The organism is Muriicola jejuensis, from assembly GCF_010671595.1.
Taxonomy (GTDB): domain Bacteria; phylum Bacteroidota; class Bacteroidia; order Flavobacteriales; family Flavobacteriaceae; genus Muriicola; species Muriicola jejuensis.
On record NZ_JAABOP010000001.1, the window covers coordinates 426,162 to 442,824 of the forward strand.

Consider the following 16,663-nt stretch of genomic DNA (forward strand, 5'->3'; position numbering starts at 1 on the left):
ACCATGATTGTACGAGAAGTTGCCGATATACTTGAGGAACTATGTCCTCTGGGCCTTGCCGAGGATTTTGACAACGTCGGACTGCTGCTCGGTCACCCCGAAAACGAAGTAACGGGGATCCTGGTAACCCTGGATGCCCTGGAGGAGGTCGTGGATGAGGCAATCGCCAGGAACCTCAACCTTATCGTCACCTTTCATCCGATCATCTTCAAGGGGCTCAAGAAGATCACGGGCAGGAACTATGTAGAGAGGACCGTCATCAAGGCCATCGAGAACAAAATCAACATTTTTAGTGTACACACCGCCCTCGACAATGTGATGCAGGGGGTGAACGGGAGGATCTGCGAAGTGCTGGGGATCAGGGATCCCGAGATCCTGATTCCCAAATCCGGGACCATCAAGAAACTCGTCACCTACGTACCTGAGGCGGCGGTTGAACAGGTCAGGGAAGCCCTTTTTGAAGCGGGGGGCGGGAACATCGGGAACTACAGCCATTGCAGCTTCACCATACACGGGCAAGGCAGTTTCAGACCTGAAGAAGGCAGCAAACCCACCCTGGGAATAGAAGGGGAAACGGAAATTACCGAAGAGGTCCAAATCCATTTGACCTTTCCTACCCGCCTTGAAAAAAAACTGATCAGGGCTCTTTTTGAAAGCCATCCTTATGAGGAGGTGGCCTATGAGATTACCACTCTGGACAATGTCAACCAATTGGAAGGCATGGGAATGATAGGGACCCTGGAAAAACCGATGAATGAAAAGGATTTTATGGCCCTTGTAAAGGAGCGGATGCAGACGGGGTGTATCCGTCATTCAGAATTCCTGGGTAAACCGGTTCAGCGCATTGCGGTTCTCGGGGGAAGCGGAGGCTTTGCGATCCCGGCCGCCAAAGCACACGGGGCCGATGTCTTCCTCTCCTCAGACCTGAAGTACCACCAGTTCTTTGAGGCAGAAAATGAAATCCTGCTGGCAGATATAGGGCACTACGAATCGGAACAATACACAAAAAACCTTCTGGCAGAATATCTTACGAAAAAAATCCCTAATTTTGCAATCGCTTTATCGGAAAGCAAAACCAATCCCATTAAGTATTTTTAGTATATGGCAGCAAAAAAAGAAGCTACGGTTGAAGAGAAATTAAGGGCCCTTTACGATCTCCAACTGATCGATTCCCGAGTGGATGAGATCCGCAATGTAAGAGGAGAACTCCCCCTTGAAGTGGAAGACCTCGAAGATGAGGTACTGGGATTAAAGACCAGACTGGACAAACTCAAGACCGACCTGGAAACCATTAATTACGAGATCACTGCAAAGAAGAACCTTATCGATGAGTCGAAGGTTCTGATCAAAAAATACGCCGAGCAACAGAAAAATGTGAGGAACAGCCGGGAATTCAACTCCCTGGCCAAAGAGGTGGAATACCAGGAACTGGAGATACAACTGGCCGAAAAGAACATCAAGGAATTCAAGGCTCAGATAGAACAGAAAAAAGAGGTGATCGCAGAAACCAAAGAAAAGCTCTCTGAGAGGGAAGCCCACCTTAAACACAAGAAAAGTGAATTAGACGCGATCCTGGCCGAGACTGAAAAAGAAGAAAAAGCCCTGTTGGAACAATCTGACATTTTTGAACAGCAAATCGAAGAGCGACTGGTACAGGCCTACAAACGGATTCGTTCCAATGTTAAGAACGGACTTGCTGTAGTCCCTATCGAAAGAGGCGCTTCCGGAGGTTCTTTCTTTACCATACCCCCACAGGTGCAGGTAGAGATCGCTTCCAGAAAAAAGATCATCACCGACGAGCACAGCGGAAGGATCCTTGTGGATCCGGTGCTGGCCGAGGAGGAGCAGGAAAAAATGCACAAGATGTTCGACAAGATCTAGAATATTACAACTGAAACGTTAAGCCATCCCAGAAAGATGGCTTTTTTTATACCTTTAATTTATGACCCTAGACCAGCAATGCGATCGTATCTCCTCCTCACCTTCCTATCTGTACTTATGACCACGGATGCAGCTTCCCAGGAGCTTAAGGACTACCGGTGGAAGAACCGCATCCTGCTTCTTTGTGAAAAAGATAAGGATCTGGTGCAAAGTGAGAAACAGGTCAGAGCTTTCAAAGCCTTTCCAAAGGAATTGGAGGAACGAAAGCTGGTGATACTGGTATGCCGGGATGGTATCCTGATGGATAAGGATTTCAAGATCTTAAAAAATAATGCCGATTCCCCGGAAAATAAAGGATTTCAGGGGGTGCTGCTCATCGGCTTGGACGGTGGCGTGAAATGGGAAGGCGAATTTCCCGTAAATCCGGGTAAGATCTTTGAGATCATAGACAGCATGCCGATGAGAAGAGCGGAAATAAAGGGGCCATACGATCCTTAGACCGCTTCTTTTTTCTCTTTCAGGAGTTGCAGCATGAGATGCTCCACCTTCTTGCTGTTCCATTCCTTTTCTATGCCTTCCAGGGCCATAACCTCCTTCATGATCCCTTCCTGGAAATCTCCTATAGCCAGTGCCTCTGCATAGGACCTTTCTGAGAAAGTGACCCTGGAGTAAGTAGGCTCCCAGAGTTCAGGGTGTTTATCCGCGAACCATTTTTCAATCTTCTTCTGGAGCAGGAAGGCGGGATCTGCCGTTTTGCTGCTCATCTCGACGAAATTCCGGTAACTGAGTTCTGCGATAGCATCCGCATTGGGTTTGCGTTCCTTCTGGAAGGTCTGGAAAATGGTCTCCCAGTCGTCCCCGTATTGCTCCATGATGTCATTGAACGAATGGATATCCTCAAAGCCTGCATTCATCCCCTGCCCGTAAAAAGGTACAATAGCGTGGGCCGAATCCCCCACAAGGGCGACCTTATCCCAATAGGTCCAGGGATAACATTTCATGGTTACCATGGCACTGGTAGGATTCTTAAAGAAGTCGAATGTCAGGTTTTCGATATCCTGCATCACGTTGGGAAAATAGGTAGTAAAGAATGCGGTAGCCTCTGCTTTCGTCCTGATATTCTCAAAGGAAACTTCACCTTCGAAAGGAAGAAAAAGCGTGCAGGTAAAACTTCCGTCCAGGTTGGGCATGGCGATGAACATGAACCTTCCCCTGGGCCAGATGTGGAAAGAATGCTTGTCGAGTTTATGGGTGCCGTCCTCATTTGGGGGTATGGTGAGTTCCTTGTAACCGACGTCGAGAAAATCCTGGGAGTAATCGAATCGACTCCTGCGCTGCATCTTGTGCCTGACCCTGGAAAAGGCACCATCACATCCGAAGATGTGATCATACTCATATGCCTTCCACTCACTTTTCTCCGATTCTCCCGTGTAAAGGGTCGCCGTAGGAAGGTCTACATCCCAGACCTTTTCCTCAAATCTGAAAAGGGCCCCTGCCTCTTCAGCCAGGTCTATCATTTTCCGGTTCAGTACCCCCCGGGAGATGGACCAGATGGCCTCTCCTTCCTTCCCGTATTTCTGGTAGTAGAGGGGTTTTCCCAGCACATGCATCGCCCGCTTGTCTAGTGGGATCGCCAGCTTTTTGATCTCCTCTTCCAACTCGACCTCCCGCAGGGCCTTCCAGCCCCTGTCGCTCATCGCCAGGTTGATGGACCTTCCGGAAAATTCAACAGTGCGTATATCCGGGCGCCGATCGAAGACCGTAATGCTATGCCCCCTTCGACGGAGGTAGATAGCCAGAAGAGATCCTACGAGACCTGATCCAACTATCGCAATGTTCTTGGGGGTTTGAGTCATCTTTCTCCCTCGGGAATGCTTTTGAAAAGTAAAAGTAAGAAATAATACGTATTGGGCTCCCCGAGATTTTATTATACCCTTAACGAAGTTTTGTTTAACTTTTAATTAATTTCGTTTAACAATGTCAAGTATGTTGCATTTAGACTCCCAACGGATAGAAGAATTGCCCTCCCGTTACCGGGCCCATATGATCAACAGCATGTCCGGGTATAAGTCGTGCAATCTCATTGGTACACGGTCTTCCGGGGGAAATGCCAATGTTGCGATCTTCAACTCCGTACTGCACATCGGCAGTTCTCCGGCCATGCTGGGTTTTTTACTCAGGCCTCTAACAGTACGGAGGGATACCTTTGACAATCTCATACAAACCGGACAGTTTACCGTAAACCAGGTTAGCTCCAAGATGGTGGAACAGGCGCATCAGACCTCAGCAAAATACGGACAGAATGAATCTGAGTTTAGGGCTGTGGGCTTTACAGAGGAGTACATGGCCCCATTTGAAGCTCCCTATGTGGCTGAAAGTAATTTAAAAATAGGGTGCCGCTATAAAAATCACTATACGCTGGAGGAGAATGGATGCCTGCTGATCATAGGGACTATAGAACACATATATCTTCCTGAAGGCATACAGGACCCGGATGGGTTCGTAAGGCTGGATAAGATAGATGCAGTCGCCTCCACCGGTCTGGATGGGTATGCACTGCCGGAGTTCCTCGGCAGGCTTGACTACGCCAGGCCCGGGCACCCGACAAAGCCGCTGGCCCATGGCACATAAAAAACCCTTTTTGCCGGAGAAACTGTGCCGGCAATGCGGCCGACCCTTCAGCTGGAGGAAAAAATGGGAGAAGAACTGGGAGGAGGTGAGATATTGCAGTGAACGATGCCGGAGAGAATCAAAAAATAAAACCTGAGCATGAGAGAGAATGACATCGAGAAGAAAGCCCTGATCTGGTTCAGGAATGACCTTAGGACCGCAGACAACCTCTCCCTGACAAAGGCCTGCAGGGAGGCAGGGGTAGTGGCGGTGTACTGTATAGACCCCGGACTTTTTGAACCGGGGGAATACGGGTTTAAGCGAATGGAGAAATTCAGGGCAAGATTCCTGCTGGAAAGCCTGGGAGACCTGAATAAGAACCTGGCTTCCCTAAATATCAGTCTGCTGGTGTACGTGAAGAAAGCCGAAGAGGTCATCCCAGAGATCGTTCAAAAATACGGCATCCAAAAGGTATATCTGCAGAAGGAATGGACCCGTGATGAACTGAATGAATTGAACGGGGTCAGGGAAAACACCCTGAAGGGAATCGAATTCGAAGAGAGTTACGACCAGTTCCTCTTCCATCCGGAAGATGTCCCCTACCGGGAATTCGCGGAAATACCGGAAGTTTTCACCCAATTCAGGAAAGCCTGTGAGAAATCGACCCGCGTACGCCAGGTGCTCGCCACTCCCGACCCCAAACCCAAGACAAACCTAATTCCAGATACCAATCCCCTGCCCTCTCTAGAGGACCTGGGTTTTGAACCGTTTGACACGCACCCCCAATCTGCATTTCCCTTTCGGGGAGGAGAAAATGCCGCTGTGATGCGCATACAGGAATACTTCTGGGAGACCCGAAAACTGGCCTTCTACAAAAAAACGAGAAACGGCCTGGTTGGGAAGGACTACAGTTCTAAACTTTCCCCCTGGCTTGCGAATGGCAGCCTGTCAGCAAAAACGGTATACTGGGAAGTCAAAAGATTTGAAAAGGAGATCAGAAAAAACCAGGACACCTACTGGCTCATCTTTGAACTCATCTGGAGGGATTACTTTAAATATATCTCCCTGAAATACGGAGACCGCATCTTTCATCTGGGAGGGATATTAAACAAGGACTACACCTGGGTTAATTCCGAAGCAGCAAGGAAGGAATGGATACATGGTTACACGGCCGAACCCTTTGTGAATGCGAATATGATAGAACTGGCACAGACCGGATGGATGAGCAACAGGGGAAGGCAGAATGTGGCCTCCTACTGGGCCAAGGAACTGCAACAGGACTGGAGGATAGGGGCTTCGTATTTTGAAGCCATGTTGCTCGATTACGATGTCCACAGCAACTGGGGAAACTGGATGTACAACAGCGGAGTGGGCAATGACCCGCGGGACCGGAAATTCAATATCCAACGTCAGGCCAGCCAGTACGACCCCCACGGAACTTTTCAGAACAGATGGTTGCAGACCAGCCTCTTTTAAACGCTATACAAAGCCAATGAGAACACTCCGACTCATCCTGGGCGACCAGTTGAACCTCCAGCACCCCTGGTTCCAGGAAGTAAATCCCGATTGTATCTATCTCATGGCAGAGATGCGACAGGAAACCGATTATGTGCGCCACCATATCCAAAAGGTGGTCGCGTTTTTCCTCTCTATGCGGTCCTTTGCCGAATCATTAAAAAACCAGGGGCACCAGGTAGTCTATTTCCGGATTGGCGAGCAGGACAATCCACAGAACCTCAAGGAACTTATCCAGGGTCAGATAGAAAAACAGGAGGCAGAGAAGTTCGAGTACCTTCTTCCTGACGAATACCGCCTCGACCTGCAACTGCGTGAGATCACCTCATCCCTGGAAATAGAGGTAGGTCATCGGGATACCGAACACTTCCTTACAGACCGGAATACGCTCAAGGACTTTTTTGAGGGAAAGAAACAAATGGTCATGGAATCCTTCTACCGTATGATGCGGAAAAAATACGGTATCCTTATGGACCAGGGTGAACCCGAAGGGGGGCAGTGGAATTACGATAAGAGCAACCGGAAGAAATGGAAAGGGGACCCTGAGATCCCCGGAATACCCGACCTGAGAAAGGACGTGCGCGAACTTTTGGAGGAGATCCGCCAGGCAGGGGTCTCAACCATTGGTAATATCGATGCGCAAGGATTTAACTGGCCGACCTCCAGGGAGGAGAGCCTTCTTCTCCTGGATCATTTCAGCAAAAATCTGCTTCAGCATTTCGGTGACTATCAGGATGCCCTCCATACAGAACAAAAGTTCCTCTTCCATTCCAGGCTTTCCTTCTCCATGAATTCCAAGATGATCTCCCCCAGGGAGGTCATCGATGCCGTGCTGAGCAGTTATCGCGAACAGCAGGAGGAGATCGATATCAGTCAGGTCGAAGGTTTCGTGCGCCAAATCCTGGGCTGGAGGGAGTACATGAGGGGTATCTACTGGAAGGAAATGCCTGGGTACAAGGAAAAAAATGCCCTGGGGAACCACCATCCGCTGCCAGATTTCTTCTGGACGGGAAAGACCCGGATGAACTGCCTTAAACACGCGATTGGTCAAAGCCTGGATGAGGCCTATGCCCATCATATACAGCGACTGATGATCACGGGGAATTACGCCTTGCTGACCCAGACCGATCCTGACGAAGTAGACGCCTGGTACCTGGGCATTTACATCGACGCCGTAGAATGGGTGGAGATCACCAATACCCGAGGGATGAGTCAGTTTGCAGACGGAGGGATCGTCGCCACCAAACCCTATGTGAGCAGTGCCAACTACATCCAGAAGATGGGGGATTATTGTTCTGGCTGTTCCTATGACCACAATGCGAAAACCTCAGAAGACGCCTGTCCTTTTAACGCTTTATACTGGAATTTCCTGGATGCCAAAAAAGAAGTGTTCAAGGACAATCCTCGGATGGGAATGATGTTGAATTTACTGTCGAAGAAGGACAAAGGGGAAATGGAGCAGATCCGTGAGAGGGCACGAAAGATAATCCAACATCCGGAAGACTTCTGATACGGTTTCGCCTCCGTCATCCATAAGGCATTCCTGAACCGTATATCAAGTACCTTCCGCCTCTGGCGTCTATATATAAAAAGTCCGGTGATCATCTCACCGGACTTTGTCTTTTTATGGGAATTACCTTATTCCAGGATCCCGTCCACGATGCCGTATTCCACGGATTCTTCGGCACCCATCCAGTAATCGCGGTTAAAGTCCTTCATAATCTTATCAAAGGATTGCCCGCAATTTTCCGCGAGGATCTTCGCTCCCAGTTCTTTGGTCTTAATGATCTCCTTGGCCTGGATCTCTATGTTGGAAGCCTGTCCTCGGGCTCCCCCGCTGGGCTGGTGGATCATGACCCGGGCGTGGGGCTGGATAAACCTCCTCCCCTTTTTCCCTACGGACAAGAGGATGGAACCCATGGAAGCGGCCAGTCCCGTGCAAATGGTGGAAACCGGGCTTTTCAGGGATTTGATGGTATCGTATATGGCAAAGCCGGAAGTGACATAGCCCCCCGGGCTGTTGATATAGAGCTGGATCTCTTTGTTGTTCTGCATGTCGAGGTACATGAGTCGGTCGATAACGTGTTTAGCCGAATCATCGTCGACCATCCCCCACAGGAATACTTTTCTCTCCTGAAGTAACTTCTCGTCTATGGCCTCCTGTACCTTACCTTTCTTTGCACTCATAATGACTTTTTATTTGCCCTCAAAGGTACGCATTTACCGCCCATTTTGACAAGTCGGCCCGCGCCAAAATTGCACATAATCAAGACCCTCTATTTCAGTAGATTATAAAAAACCTGAAAACCGGCTCCACTAGTTTCTGTAAGAAAAAGAATGTTCCTCAATCCTCGGTCATCTGACTTGAACACTTTGCGATATCCACTTGAACTTACAAAGAATATTTTGGGGAAGCGGAAAATGTTTGATAGGTAACTTATCCAAACCTGTTATCTTTGGAAAAAATTGAAAAAATCACATGAAAAAATTCCTGACTCTCTCGGCCTTGCTTTGTCTGCTGTTTGCCTGTAAAACAGAAAAAAAGGCCCCTCCAAAAGAAGAAATGAACATTCTGGAACAGGTCGCAAAGGCACATGGGATGGAGAACTGGAATAAGGTTAAGGAGATCCGTTTCACCTTTAACGTGGACCGGGACACTGTACATTTTGAAAGGGAATGGGTATGGGATACCAAATCCCAGGAGGTCAGGGGCATATCAAGGGGAGACACCATACTGTATAACCGCAGGGCTGTAGACAGCCTTTCGGAGAGGGCAGATGCCGCTTTTATCAATGACAAATACTGGCTGCTGGCCCCCATCAACATCACATGGGATAAAAACAATCTTACCTACTCCGTTGAGGAAAAAGTTCCGGCCCCCATCAGCAGCGATTCCCTGACCAAACTGACCGTGGTCTACGGGAACGATGGCGGGTATACCCCGGGTGATGCCTATGATTTTTATTTAGGAGAGGACTTCCTGGTCCGCGAATGGGTATTCCGGAAGGGCAACAGTCCGGAACCTTCCAGTGTGACCACATGGGAGGGTTATGAAGAGTTGAACGGACTCAATATCTCTACCATGCACAAGAATAAGGAGGGGAATTTTTCTCTTTATTTCACGAACGTGCAGGTGATCCGGTAGGTTCAGTTTTTCCTGATCCTGTTTTTCCTCATCAACAAGGAAGTAAAGAGCACGACCACTACCCCTGTGAGCAGGACCGAAAAACTCGTATTGAGGGAGTACTGCTCAGCGAGGAAGCCGAGGATGACAGGGCCCAGCAAAAAGCCAGAATATCCGGAACCGGCGATAAAGGCTACCCCCTGGGATGATTCCACTCCTTTCACATTCCCACCAATCCGGAAAAGTTCTGGGATGATCACTGAAAATCCGAGTCCGGTCAGGGCAAATCCCAGGATGGCCATGTAGGTATGGCCTGCGAGAACGCAAAGATACCCGGCAATAGCAATAGAAGATCCAAGAGCCACGATCCTTACGGACCCAATTCTGGCACTGATGGCATCTCCCAGAAATCGGCCCAGGGTCATGGTGATCTGAAATCCCAGGAACCCGGCTCCCCAAAGGGCCTCAGGGGCAAGGGACACTTCCTTCAGGAACAGACCACTCCAGTCTACGATAGCGCCCTCGCTGGCCATGACCACAAAAGAGACAACCCCCAGTAACAACAGGGGTTTGAAATTTCTAAAACTGAAGGGTTCCTTCTCTACCGGTGCCGCCTTGATATGCAGATATCGCTTTGAAAAAATAAGGTTGACCGAAAGAACAAGGATCACCGCCGCAATCATATGTAACATCCTGTTCTCAAAAACGAGGATTAGGAAGCTCCCCAGTCCGGCCAAAACTCCACCCAGGCTGAAAAAGCCGTGGGAGGCCGACATAAAATTCTGTTTATCCTCCTTTTCGATCTCTGTAACCAGGGTATTCATGGCGATATCCAGCAGGCCGTTCGCGGAACCAAAGAAGAAAAGGGCCAGGGCAAGGGTAAGGAAACTATTGGCCATCAGCGGGAAAAGGGCCGTAAGGCAAAGACCCAGGATTCCATACCAGGTGGCCCGGCCTACCCCGAGGTAATTGACGATCCTCGAGGCGACGGGAAAAACGGTAAAGACACCAAAGGACAAAAAGAACAGGGCGATCCCGAGGGTAGCCTTGTCGATCCCCAGATCTTCCTTCACCATGGGGATATAAATGGCCCAGGTCCCGAAAAGTATGTTCAAACTGGCAAAGGCCCAGGCCGGACCAAAATACCGTGGATTGGAAAGGATCAGTCGGAGTGACTTCATAGGCTTGTGAAAGATGGATCGAAGTTATGTTTTCTGAATACCTTTTTTAAGGATCTGCCCAAAGCGGTACATATCCTCAAAAGAGCAATAAAAAGGGGCCGGGGCCAGGCGGATGACATTGGGTTCTCTCCAGTCCGTGATCACCCCTTGCTGCATAAGGTAATCAAAAAGGGATCGCCCTTCACCGTGGAGGAAAACCGAAAGTTGGGTTCCTCTGGCTTCCGGGGTAATGATCTCGAAGACGCTGCCTACTTCCTTACCGATCTCGCGCAGGATGAACTCCAGGTAAGAAACGATCAGGTTTCTTTTTGCAATCAGGGCAGGCATCCCTACTTCCTCGAACATTTCAAGGGAAGCGAGGTAGGGAGCAAGGGCGAGGACAGGGGCATTGCTTATTTGCCAAGCATCGGCGTTTTCCATGGGGTCGAATGCAGGCTGCATCAGGAAACGCGTCTCTTTTTTTGTGCCCCACCAGCCTTCGAATCTGGGGATATCCGTCCTCCCGTGGTAACGCTCATGGATGTAGACCCCGGAAGCATTCCCGGGTCCGCTGTTCATGTATTTATAGCTGCACCAGGCAGCAAAATCGACATCCCACTCGTGCAATGCGAGTTCTACATTCCCCACCGCATGGGCGAGGTCCCATCCCACATATGCCCCCGCAGCCTTACCGGCCCGGGTGATCGCTTCCATGTCGAAGACCTGTCCGTTGTAATAGTTCACCCCGCCCAGGAGGACCAGGGCGAGCTCATCCCCTACTTCATCGATTTTGGCCAGGACGTCCTCGGTACGCCAGTGGTGTTCGCCTTCTCTCTTCCGGACCTCCACCAGCGTATCTGATACCTCCAGGCCGTGATACCTGATCTGGCTCTGGAACATATACTGATCTGATGGAAAGGCTTTTTCCTCACAGAGGATCTTGTAGCGCTTGGCAGAAGGCCGGTAGAAGGAGACCATCAAGAGGTGAAGATTAACAGTGAGGGTATTCATAACCGTGATCTCCGAAGGTTTTGCCCCCACTACCCTGGAGAGCGGACCTGCCAGTCGTTCGTGATAGTCCCACCAGGGTTTATCGGCATAGAAATGTCCCTCCACCGCCAGTTCCCTCCAGTCCTTCATGATCTCTTCCACAAAAGCAGCCGTCCTTTTAGGCTGTAATCCGAGGGAATTTCCTGTAAAATAGATGACCTGTTGTCCTTCAAGTGCAGGGAAATGAAATTGATCCCGGTATGAGGCCAGGGGATCCGAGGCATCGAGTTGTCTGGCGAACTCTGCTGTATTTTCGAAGGTCATAGTCATCTTTTGCGCAAAAATACAACAAGCCCGTCTAACCCGCTATACACCTACTCCTTTTCCCCTGTGGGAAGACGGAGGCGCATTTCAAGCAAGTGCTTTTCAAAACCCGACTTCTCATAGGAGGCAATGGCGGGTCCATTCTCCTGATAAACCGTCAGGCGAACCTCCCTCAGTCCTTTCAGACCTGCCCATTCCTTCAGGGCCTCTATGATCATGCCGTTGATACCCCTGCCCCTGAATTCGGGCAGGGTGTACATAAAGCCCAGGTGGGCGTATTGATGGTGATCGAGATAAGGCCTGGCGGATTTGGCTATTCCGTATCCGGAACTCACAATCTGACCGTCCACCTCAGCGACCAGGACCCTTACCTCCTTATCCTCTATAAAGGCTCCTATGTCGTAATAATGCAATTCTCCCTGGCGAATAGTAGGGTCCATGGGCCTTTCTGCCTCAATGAGTCTCTGTTCGAACTGAAGAAGCACGGGCAGGTCTTCCCGAACGGCTTCCCTGATGGTGATCTTCATCCTAAGCGGGTTTTGATTGCCTCGATGAAAGTAGAGCAAAAAGCCTATTTTTACAAAAAGATCCGCATGCATTTTCTTTCGGAAAGCCTGCAAGGGTATATCACCGAACACTCTGAAAATGAACCCGAGTACCTGCAAGCCCTGAGCAGGGAAACCCACCTGAAGGTTTTGCAGCCCAGGATGATCACCGGCCATTATCAGGGCAGGGTTCTCAGTATGCTCTCCAAGCTCATTTCACCTTTCCGCATCCTCGAGATCGGCACCTATACGGGATATTCCGCCCTTTGCCTTGCCGAGGGCCTTCGTCCAGGAGGGGAATTGCATACTATTGACATCAATGAGGAACTGCAGGGGATACAGCGAAAGTATTTTGACCTTTCGGGCTATGGAAAGCAAATTAAACAATACGTGGGAGATGCCCTCGATATCATTCCGGGGTTGGACCTCCAATTCGATCTGATCTTTATCGATGCAGAAAAAAAGGAATATTCCCGGTATTTTGAGGCCGTTTTACCCAGGACAAAACAAGGAGGGATCATTCTGTCTGATAACGTTTTGTGGTCCGGGAAGGTGATTGAACCTCTTGACCCCACAGACAAGGCCACCAGGGCCCTATTGGATTACAATGACATGCTTAAGCGGGATCCCAGGGTGGAGACGGTCATGTTGCCGATCCGGGATGGCCTGACCCTAAGTAGGGTGCGATCAGACCGGTAAAACCGCGATAGAAGAGAAGGGCCATCACGATGCCCACAAAAGACCCCGCGATCAGGTCGAGTGGGTAATGCACGCCCACATAGATCCTGCTTAGTGAAAACAGAAGGGGCCAGATATAAAATACCCATACCCAGGGGAGCTTTTTTCGGAGGAACAGAACCACCAGGGTGGTGATGGCAAAGGAATTGGCCGCATGCCCCGAAAAGAAACTATAGTCTTCCGGCCTGAATAAAACCCGGATAATTCCCCTCAACTCTTCTGAATTGTTAGGCCTGAGTCGGGCCACAAATTCCTTGGTAAGGTACATCAGGGCCATGACACAACCGAATAACAAAAGGGTGGTGAGGATCCTGGCAAATGCCTCTTTTCGGGAAAAAGCGACCAGGAACAGGACAAAAAAGAGGGCAAAGAGGGGCAGCCAGGAGGAAGTGTGGGTCACATAGGACCAGAAGCCGTCATATTCCTCGATTCCCAGGCTGTTCAGAAAGATAAAGGTGTTGCGGTCCCAATCTATAAGCCTGTCCCACATCCGCTGCCTTACTTTCTTTTGATGGTTCCGGAGACTTCCTCAATATTCTTTTTGACCTGGTTCATCTCCTTTTTGATATCTTCCGTAATACTCGTATCGATACCCTGTTTCTCCGCACTTCTCTGGATCTCCTGCTTGATATCTTCTGTGGCATCCTTTAATTGTCGCATACCCTTGCCCAGACTTTTGGCGATTCCGGGGATCTTATCGGCACCGAAAACCATCACCACGATGAACATGATGAAGAAAATTTCGGCTCCGCTGATAAATAAGAATACTAGTGAATGCATACTACAAATATAATCAAGTTTGGAACCCATTGTGTTAAATAAAAAGGTCCCGGCAAAAAATGTCGGGACCTGTAAAGCATTCCTGTAGTGCGATTAATCGCCCTTGATCCCTTCTTTGAACTGGTTGAATTCGGATGGGGATTCCTTCTTGGGCCAGCTGTTGTTGGTCACGTCTATATCGGCTGTTTCCGCTCGAGGATCGACGGTAACCGCAACGAGTTCGGATTGGGAGGAGATCACCCTCTTGACCTCCGCATCGTTCCTCCTCCAGATCTCTGGCGGATAGGTGACCTGTTCGGTACTACCATCGGCATAGGTGTATTCCACGATCAATGGCATGGGGATTCCCCCGGGTTTGTCGAAGGTAACTTCGTAAAAATACCGCGGTTCTTTGATCCTGGCCCTTTCCTCGGCTGTGAGATTGTCCATCATGAATTCCTTCAGAGGAACGGAGACCTCACTGGGGGATCTCCCTTTCAGGTCCTGATCCGCATCCTCGCTCTCCTCTTCAACCAGATAGACCAGCGGAGGCAGGTCTGATTCTGTCATGTTACGTGCGGCCATATACTCCCTCATTTCTTTGCCGGGTTTGTCACTGACCATGTATTTTTTCACTTCTTTTACACCTATATCCACGTAGTCGGTTGTATAGAACCAGCTTCTCCAGAACCAGTCGAGGTCCACTGCGGATGCATCTTCCATAGTGCGGAAGAAGTCCTCCGGGGTGGGATGCTTGAACATCCACCGCTGGGCATAGGTCTTGAAGGCATGGTCAAAGAGTTCCCTGCCCATCACTGTTTCCCTCAGGATGTTCAGAGCCGTTGCAGGCTTGGCGTAGGCGTTGGGACCCAATTGAAAGACGTTTTCAGGATTCGACATGATAGGTGCAATCGTACTTTGATCCCCGCTCATGTAAGGGACGATCTTGGAAGGTTCCCCCCTTCTGGACGGGTATTTGTCATTGGGGGCGATCGCTTCGGGATAGGCCTCACCGAACTCCTGCTCCGCCAGGTATTGCATAAAGGTATCCAGCCCTTCATCCATCCATCCCCATTGGCGTTCGTCCGAATTGACGATCATGGGGAAGAAGTTATGGCCTACCTCATGGATGATCACGCTGATCATGCCGTATTTCGTGCGATCAGAATAAGATCCGTCCTCGTTGGGCCTACCGTAGTTCCAGCAGATCATGGGGTATTCCATTCCCTGGTTCTTGGCATGGACCGAGATGGCTTTGTGGTATGGGTAATCAAAGGTGTGAGCCGAATAGGATTTGAGCGTGCTGGCCACGGCCTTGGTGGAAAGCTCTTCCCATAGCGGGTTGCCTTCTTTGGGATAGAGGGAGACCGCCATTACATCCCTGTTTCCTATCCTTACGGCCTGCATGTCCCAGATAAATTTCCTGGAGGTAGCAAAGGCGTAATCCCTTACGTTCTCCGCCCTGAATTTCCAGGTCTTCTGCTTCTCGGAAAATCCTTTTTCAGCCTTTTCAGCATCTTCCTGGGTGACGATAAGCACAGGCTTATCATAGGATCTCTGGGCCTCCTCATAACGATTCATCATTTCCTTGCTGAAGACGTCCTTGCGGTTCAACAGCCTTCCGGTCGCATCCAGGATATGATCGGCTGGCACGGTAATATTTACATCGTAGTTGCCAAAGGGCAGGGCAAATTCCCCGCTCCCCCAGAATTGGTGGTTCTGCCATCCTTCCACGTCGCTGTACACGGCCATGCGAGGAAAGAACTGGGCGATCACATATGCCCTGTTTCCATCCTTCTCGAAATATTCATAACCAGACCTGGCGCGGTCTACGGTATGGTCAGGGATATTATACCACCATTTTACCGCAAAGGAAACCTTGTCTCCTGTCTTTAGCGGTTCGGGCAGGTCTACACGCATCATGGTCTGATTGATGGTATAAGGCAGTGGCTTCCCGCTGGCATCCTTCACATATTCTATCCTGAACCCACCGTCAAAACCCTCGGTCATGTAAGTCTGCGCAAAGGTTCCCGTAGTGTAGGCTATGTTGACCCCATTCCCGTTTCTCAGAGGCGACTTGGAATCCCTGGCCCTCACATTCTGGTCTAGTTGCAACCACAAAAATTCCAGGGCATCCGGGGCATTGTTGTGATAGGTGATGGTTTCTTCCCCATAGAGTCTGGCGTTCTTGTCATCGAGTACGATATCCATCTTGTAATCGGCCTGCTGCTGGTAATAACTGGGGCCTGGTGTGCCTGAGGCCGAACGATACATATTGGGTGTGGCGAACTCCTGGTACATCTGCCTGAACTTGTTCTGATTGGTATGCCCGGGTTCCCTTTCCTGTGTGGTCTTTTCCTGGGCAAAGGAAACCACGGCAAAGAGAAGGAGCAATGAGGTGCTGATACTTTTGAATCGATCCATAAAATTTTGATATAATTTGAATTTTCCGGCGCGGAAAATAGGATTTTCCGAAGAGAAAGCAGGTGTACTTTTTAAAAGTTTAACATTCCGGAATTGCTTTCCCTGAGAAGTACAAAACTCTTTTTTATCTCCCCGAATCTGAAGTGGACAATGTTCTTCTGTTCTTCGTACACATCCATCAGAACCTCGTTCTGTATTTCGACGGATCTGAGGCCCTCAAGGGGCCTCTCGGGAACCTCCACAAAAAGTACCAGGATATCGTTATCTACCTTTTTGCCCAGAAACTTATACTCAACAGGTGTTCCGTTTATTCTTACGGAGAACTTGGCTCTGAGGTATCTGTCGATATAGCCATTGGCATCGGGCCTTTCTTTTGGGGTCCCCAAAGAGAGTTCTGCATCATATCGCTCCAGGAGGGCTTTCTCCAGGTCGTCTATAAAGACACGACTCGTGATCTGGATGGCCTGATCCGGGGCATAGTATTCCACCTGGGTCACACTCACATAGAACTTATGAGCGCTCAACCCACTAAGGAGGGTTGAAAGGAACAAGATGATCATTTTGTGCATACCCATTCTATTTTTTTCCTAGAG

18 protein-coding genes are annotated in these 16,663 nt (G+C 49.6%); 9 read left to right on the top strand and 9 right to left on the bottom strand.

Features of this window, described 5'->3' with window-relative positions; genetic code table 11:
* The first annotated feature begins 3 nt into the window (after positions 1 to 3).
* The 3 genes from GWK09_RS01955 to GWK09_RS01965 all read left to right on the top strand — a co-directional run bounded on the left by GWK09_RS01955 (position 4) and on the right by GWK09_RS01965 (position 2,379).
* Complete coding sequence (locus GWK09_RS01955) at positions 4 to 1,098, top strand: Nif3-like dinuclear metal center hexameric protein (RefSeq protein WP_163691327.1); 1,095 nt, start codon at positions 4 to 6, stop codon at positions 1,096 to 1,098.
* 3 nt (positions 1,099 to 1,101) lie between these two features.
* The gene (locus tag GWK09_RS01960; RefSeq protein WP_163691328.1) at positions 1,102 to 1,881 is read left to right on the top strand and encodes a zinc ribbon domain-containing protein; all 780 of its coding nucleotides are present in this window, start codon (positions 1,102 to 1,104) and stop codon (positions 1,879 to 1,881) included.
* Positions 1,882 to 1,959: 78 nt separating this feature from the next.
* Entirely contained in the window at positions 1,960 to 2,379 is a 420-nt protein-coding gene (locus GWK09_RS01965; RefSeq protein ID WP_163691329.1) for a DUF4174 domain-containing protein, read from the top strand.
* Here the strand turns inward: GWK09_RS01965 and GWK09_RS01970 are convergent.
* Complete coding sequence (locus GWK09_RS01970; RefSeq protein ID WP_163691330.1) at positions 2,376 to 3,737, bottom strand: FAD-dependent oxidoreductase; 1,362 nt, start codon at positions 3,735 to 3,737, stop codon at positions 2,376 to 2,378. The genes GWK09_RS01965 and GWK09_RS01970 overlap by 4 nt on opposite strands.
* Positions 3,738 to 3,867: 130 nt before the next feature.
* On the opposite strand from GWK09_RS01970, the gene GWK09_RS01975 reads away from it, so the two are divergent.
* From GWK09_RS01975 to GWK09_RS01990, 4 genes are read left to right on the top strand one after another with little or no spacing between them, the layout of a single operon-like run.
* Positions 3,868 to 4,512 carry a flavin reductase family protein gene (locus GWK09_RS01975; RefSeq protein WP_163691331.1) on the top strand — a complete coding sequence of 215 codons (645 nt, stop codon included), beginning with the start codon at positions 3,868 to 3,870 and terminating at the stop codon, positions 4,510 to 4,512.
* Positions 4,502 to 4,648 carry a DUF2256 domain-containing protein gene (locus GWK09_RS01980; protein ID WP_163691332.1) on the top strand — a complete coding sequence of 49 codons (147 nt, stop codon included), beginning with the start codon at positions 4,502 to 4,504 and terminating at the stop codon, positions 4,646 to 4,648. The genes GWK09_RS01975 and GWK09_RS01980 overlap by 11 nt, the downstream gene beginning before the upstream one ends.
* 2 nt (positions 4,649 to 4,650) lie before the next feature.
* Positions 4,651 to 5,967, top strand: coding sequence for a DASH family cryptochrome (locus tag GWK09_RS01985; RefSeq protein WP_163691333.1), 1,317 nt, complete (start codon positions 4,651 to 4,653; stop codon positions 5,965 to 5,967).
* 16 nt (positions 5,968 to 5,983) lie between these two features.
* Positions 5,984 to 7,516, top strand: a complete 1,533-nt coding sequence (locus GWK09_RS01990) for a cryptochrome/photolyase family protein (protein WP_163691334.1) — start codon at positions 5,984 to 5,986, stop codon at positions 7,514 to 7,516.
* A 128-nt stretch (positions 7,517 to 7,644) separates the two neighbouring features.
* On the opposite strand, the gene GWK09_RS01995 is transcribed toward GWK09_RS01990, so the two are convergent.
* Complete coding sequence (locus GWK09_RS01995) at positions 7,645 to 8,193, bottom strand: ClpP family protease (protein WP_163691335.1); 549 nt, start codon at positions 8,191 to 8,193, stop codon at positions 7,645 to 7,647.
* Between the two features lie 292 nt (positions 8,194 to 8,485).
* Between GWK09_RS01995 and GWK09_RS02000 the strand changes: the two genes are divergently transcribed.
* A complete protein-coding gene (locus GWK09_RS02000) occupies positions 8,486 to 9,151 on the top strand; it encodes a hypothetical protein (protein WP_163691336.1) in 666 nt (221 codons plus the stop codon).
* 2 nt (positions 9,152 to 9,153) lie between these two features.
* On the opposite strand, the gene GWK09_RS02005 is transcribed toward GWK09_RS02000, so the two are convergent.
* The 3 genes from GWK09_RS02005 to GWK09_RS02015 are packed head-to-tail and all read right to left on the bottom strand — an operon-like array spanning position 9,154 to position 12,131.
* Positions 9,154 to 10,311, bottom strand: coding sequence for an MFS transporter (locus GWK09_RS02005; protein ID WP_163691337.1), 1,158 nt, complete (start codon positions 10,309 to 10,311; stop codon positions 9,154 to 9,156).
* A gap of 24 nt (positions 10,312 to 10,335) precedes the next feature.
* The gene (gene kynU / locus GWK09_RS02010; RefSeq protein ID WP_163691338.1) at positions 10,336 to 11,604 is read right to left on the bottom strand and encodes a kynureninase; all 1,269 of its coding nucleotides are present in this window, start codon (positions 11,602 to 11,604) and stop codon (positions 10,336 to 10,338) included.
* A gap of 50 nt (positions 11,605 to 11,654) precedes the next feature.
* Complete coding sequence (locus GWK09_RS02015; RefSeq protein WP_163691339.1) at positions 11,655 to 12,131, bottom strand: GNAT family N-acetyltransferase; 477 nt, start codon at positions 12,129 to 12,131, stop codon at positions 11,655 to 11,657.
* A 66-nt stretch (positions 12,132 to 12,197) separates the two neighbouring features.
* Here GWK09_RS02015 and GWK09_RS02020 point away from each other — a divergent pair, with 66 nt between their 5' ends.
* Complete coding sequence (locus GWK09_RS02020; protein ID WP_163691340.1) at positions 12,198 to 12,848, top strand: O-methyltransferase; 651 nt, start codon at positions 12,198 to 12,200, stop codon at positions 12,846 to 12,848.
* Here the strand turns inward: GWK09_RS02020 and GWK09_RS02025 are convergent.
* The 4 genes from GWK09_RS02025 to GWK09_RS02040 all read right to left on the bottom strand — a co-directional run bounded on the left by GWK09_RS02025 (position 12,793) and on the right by GWK09_RS02040 (position 16,639).
* Complete coding sequence (locus tag GWK09_RS02025) at positions 12,793 to 13,377, bottom strand: phosphatase PAP2 family protein (protein WP_163691341.1); 585 nt, start codon at positions 13,375 to 13,377, stop codon at positions 12,793 to 12,795. The two genes, GWK09_RS02020 and GWK09_RS02025, sit on opposite strands and share 56 nt — an antisense overlap.
* A gap of 8 nt (positions 13,378 to 13,385) precedes the next feature.
* Positions 13,386 to 13,667, bottom strand: a complete 282-nt coding sequence (locus tag GWK09_RS02030) for a Sec-independent protein translocase subunit TatA/TatB (RefSeq protein ID WP_163691342.1) — start codon at positions 13,665 to 13,667, stop codon at positions 13,386 to 13,388.
* A gap of 93 nt (positions 13,668 to 13,760) precedes the next feature.
* Complete coding sequence (locus GWK09_RS02035; RefSeq protein ID WP_163691343.1) at positions 13,761 to 16,070, bottom strand: M1 family metallopeptidase; 2,310 nt, start codon at positions 16,068 to 16,070, stop codon at positions 13,761 to 13,763.
* Positions 16,071 to 16,141: 71 nt separating this feature from the next.
* Positions 16,142 to 16,639, bottom strand: a complete 498-nt coding sequence (locus tag GWK09_RS02040) for a DUF6702 family protein (RefSeq protein WP_239530546.1) — start codon at positions 16,637 to 16,639, stop codon at positions 16,142 to 16,144.
* Between the last annotated feature and the right edge of the window lie 24 nt (positions 16,640 to 16,663).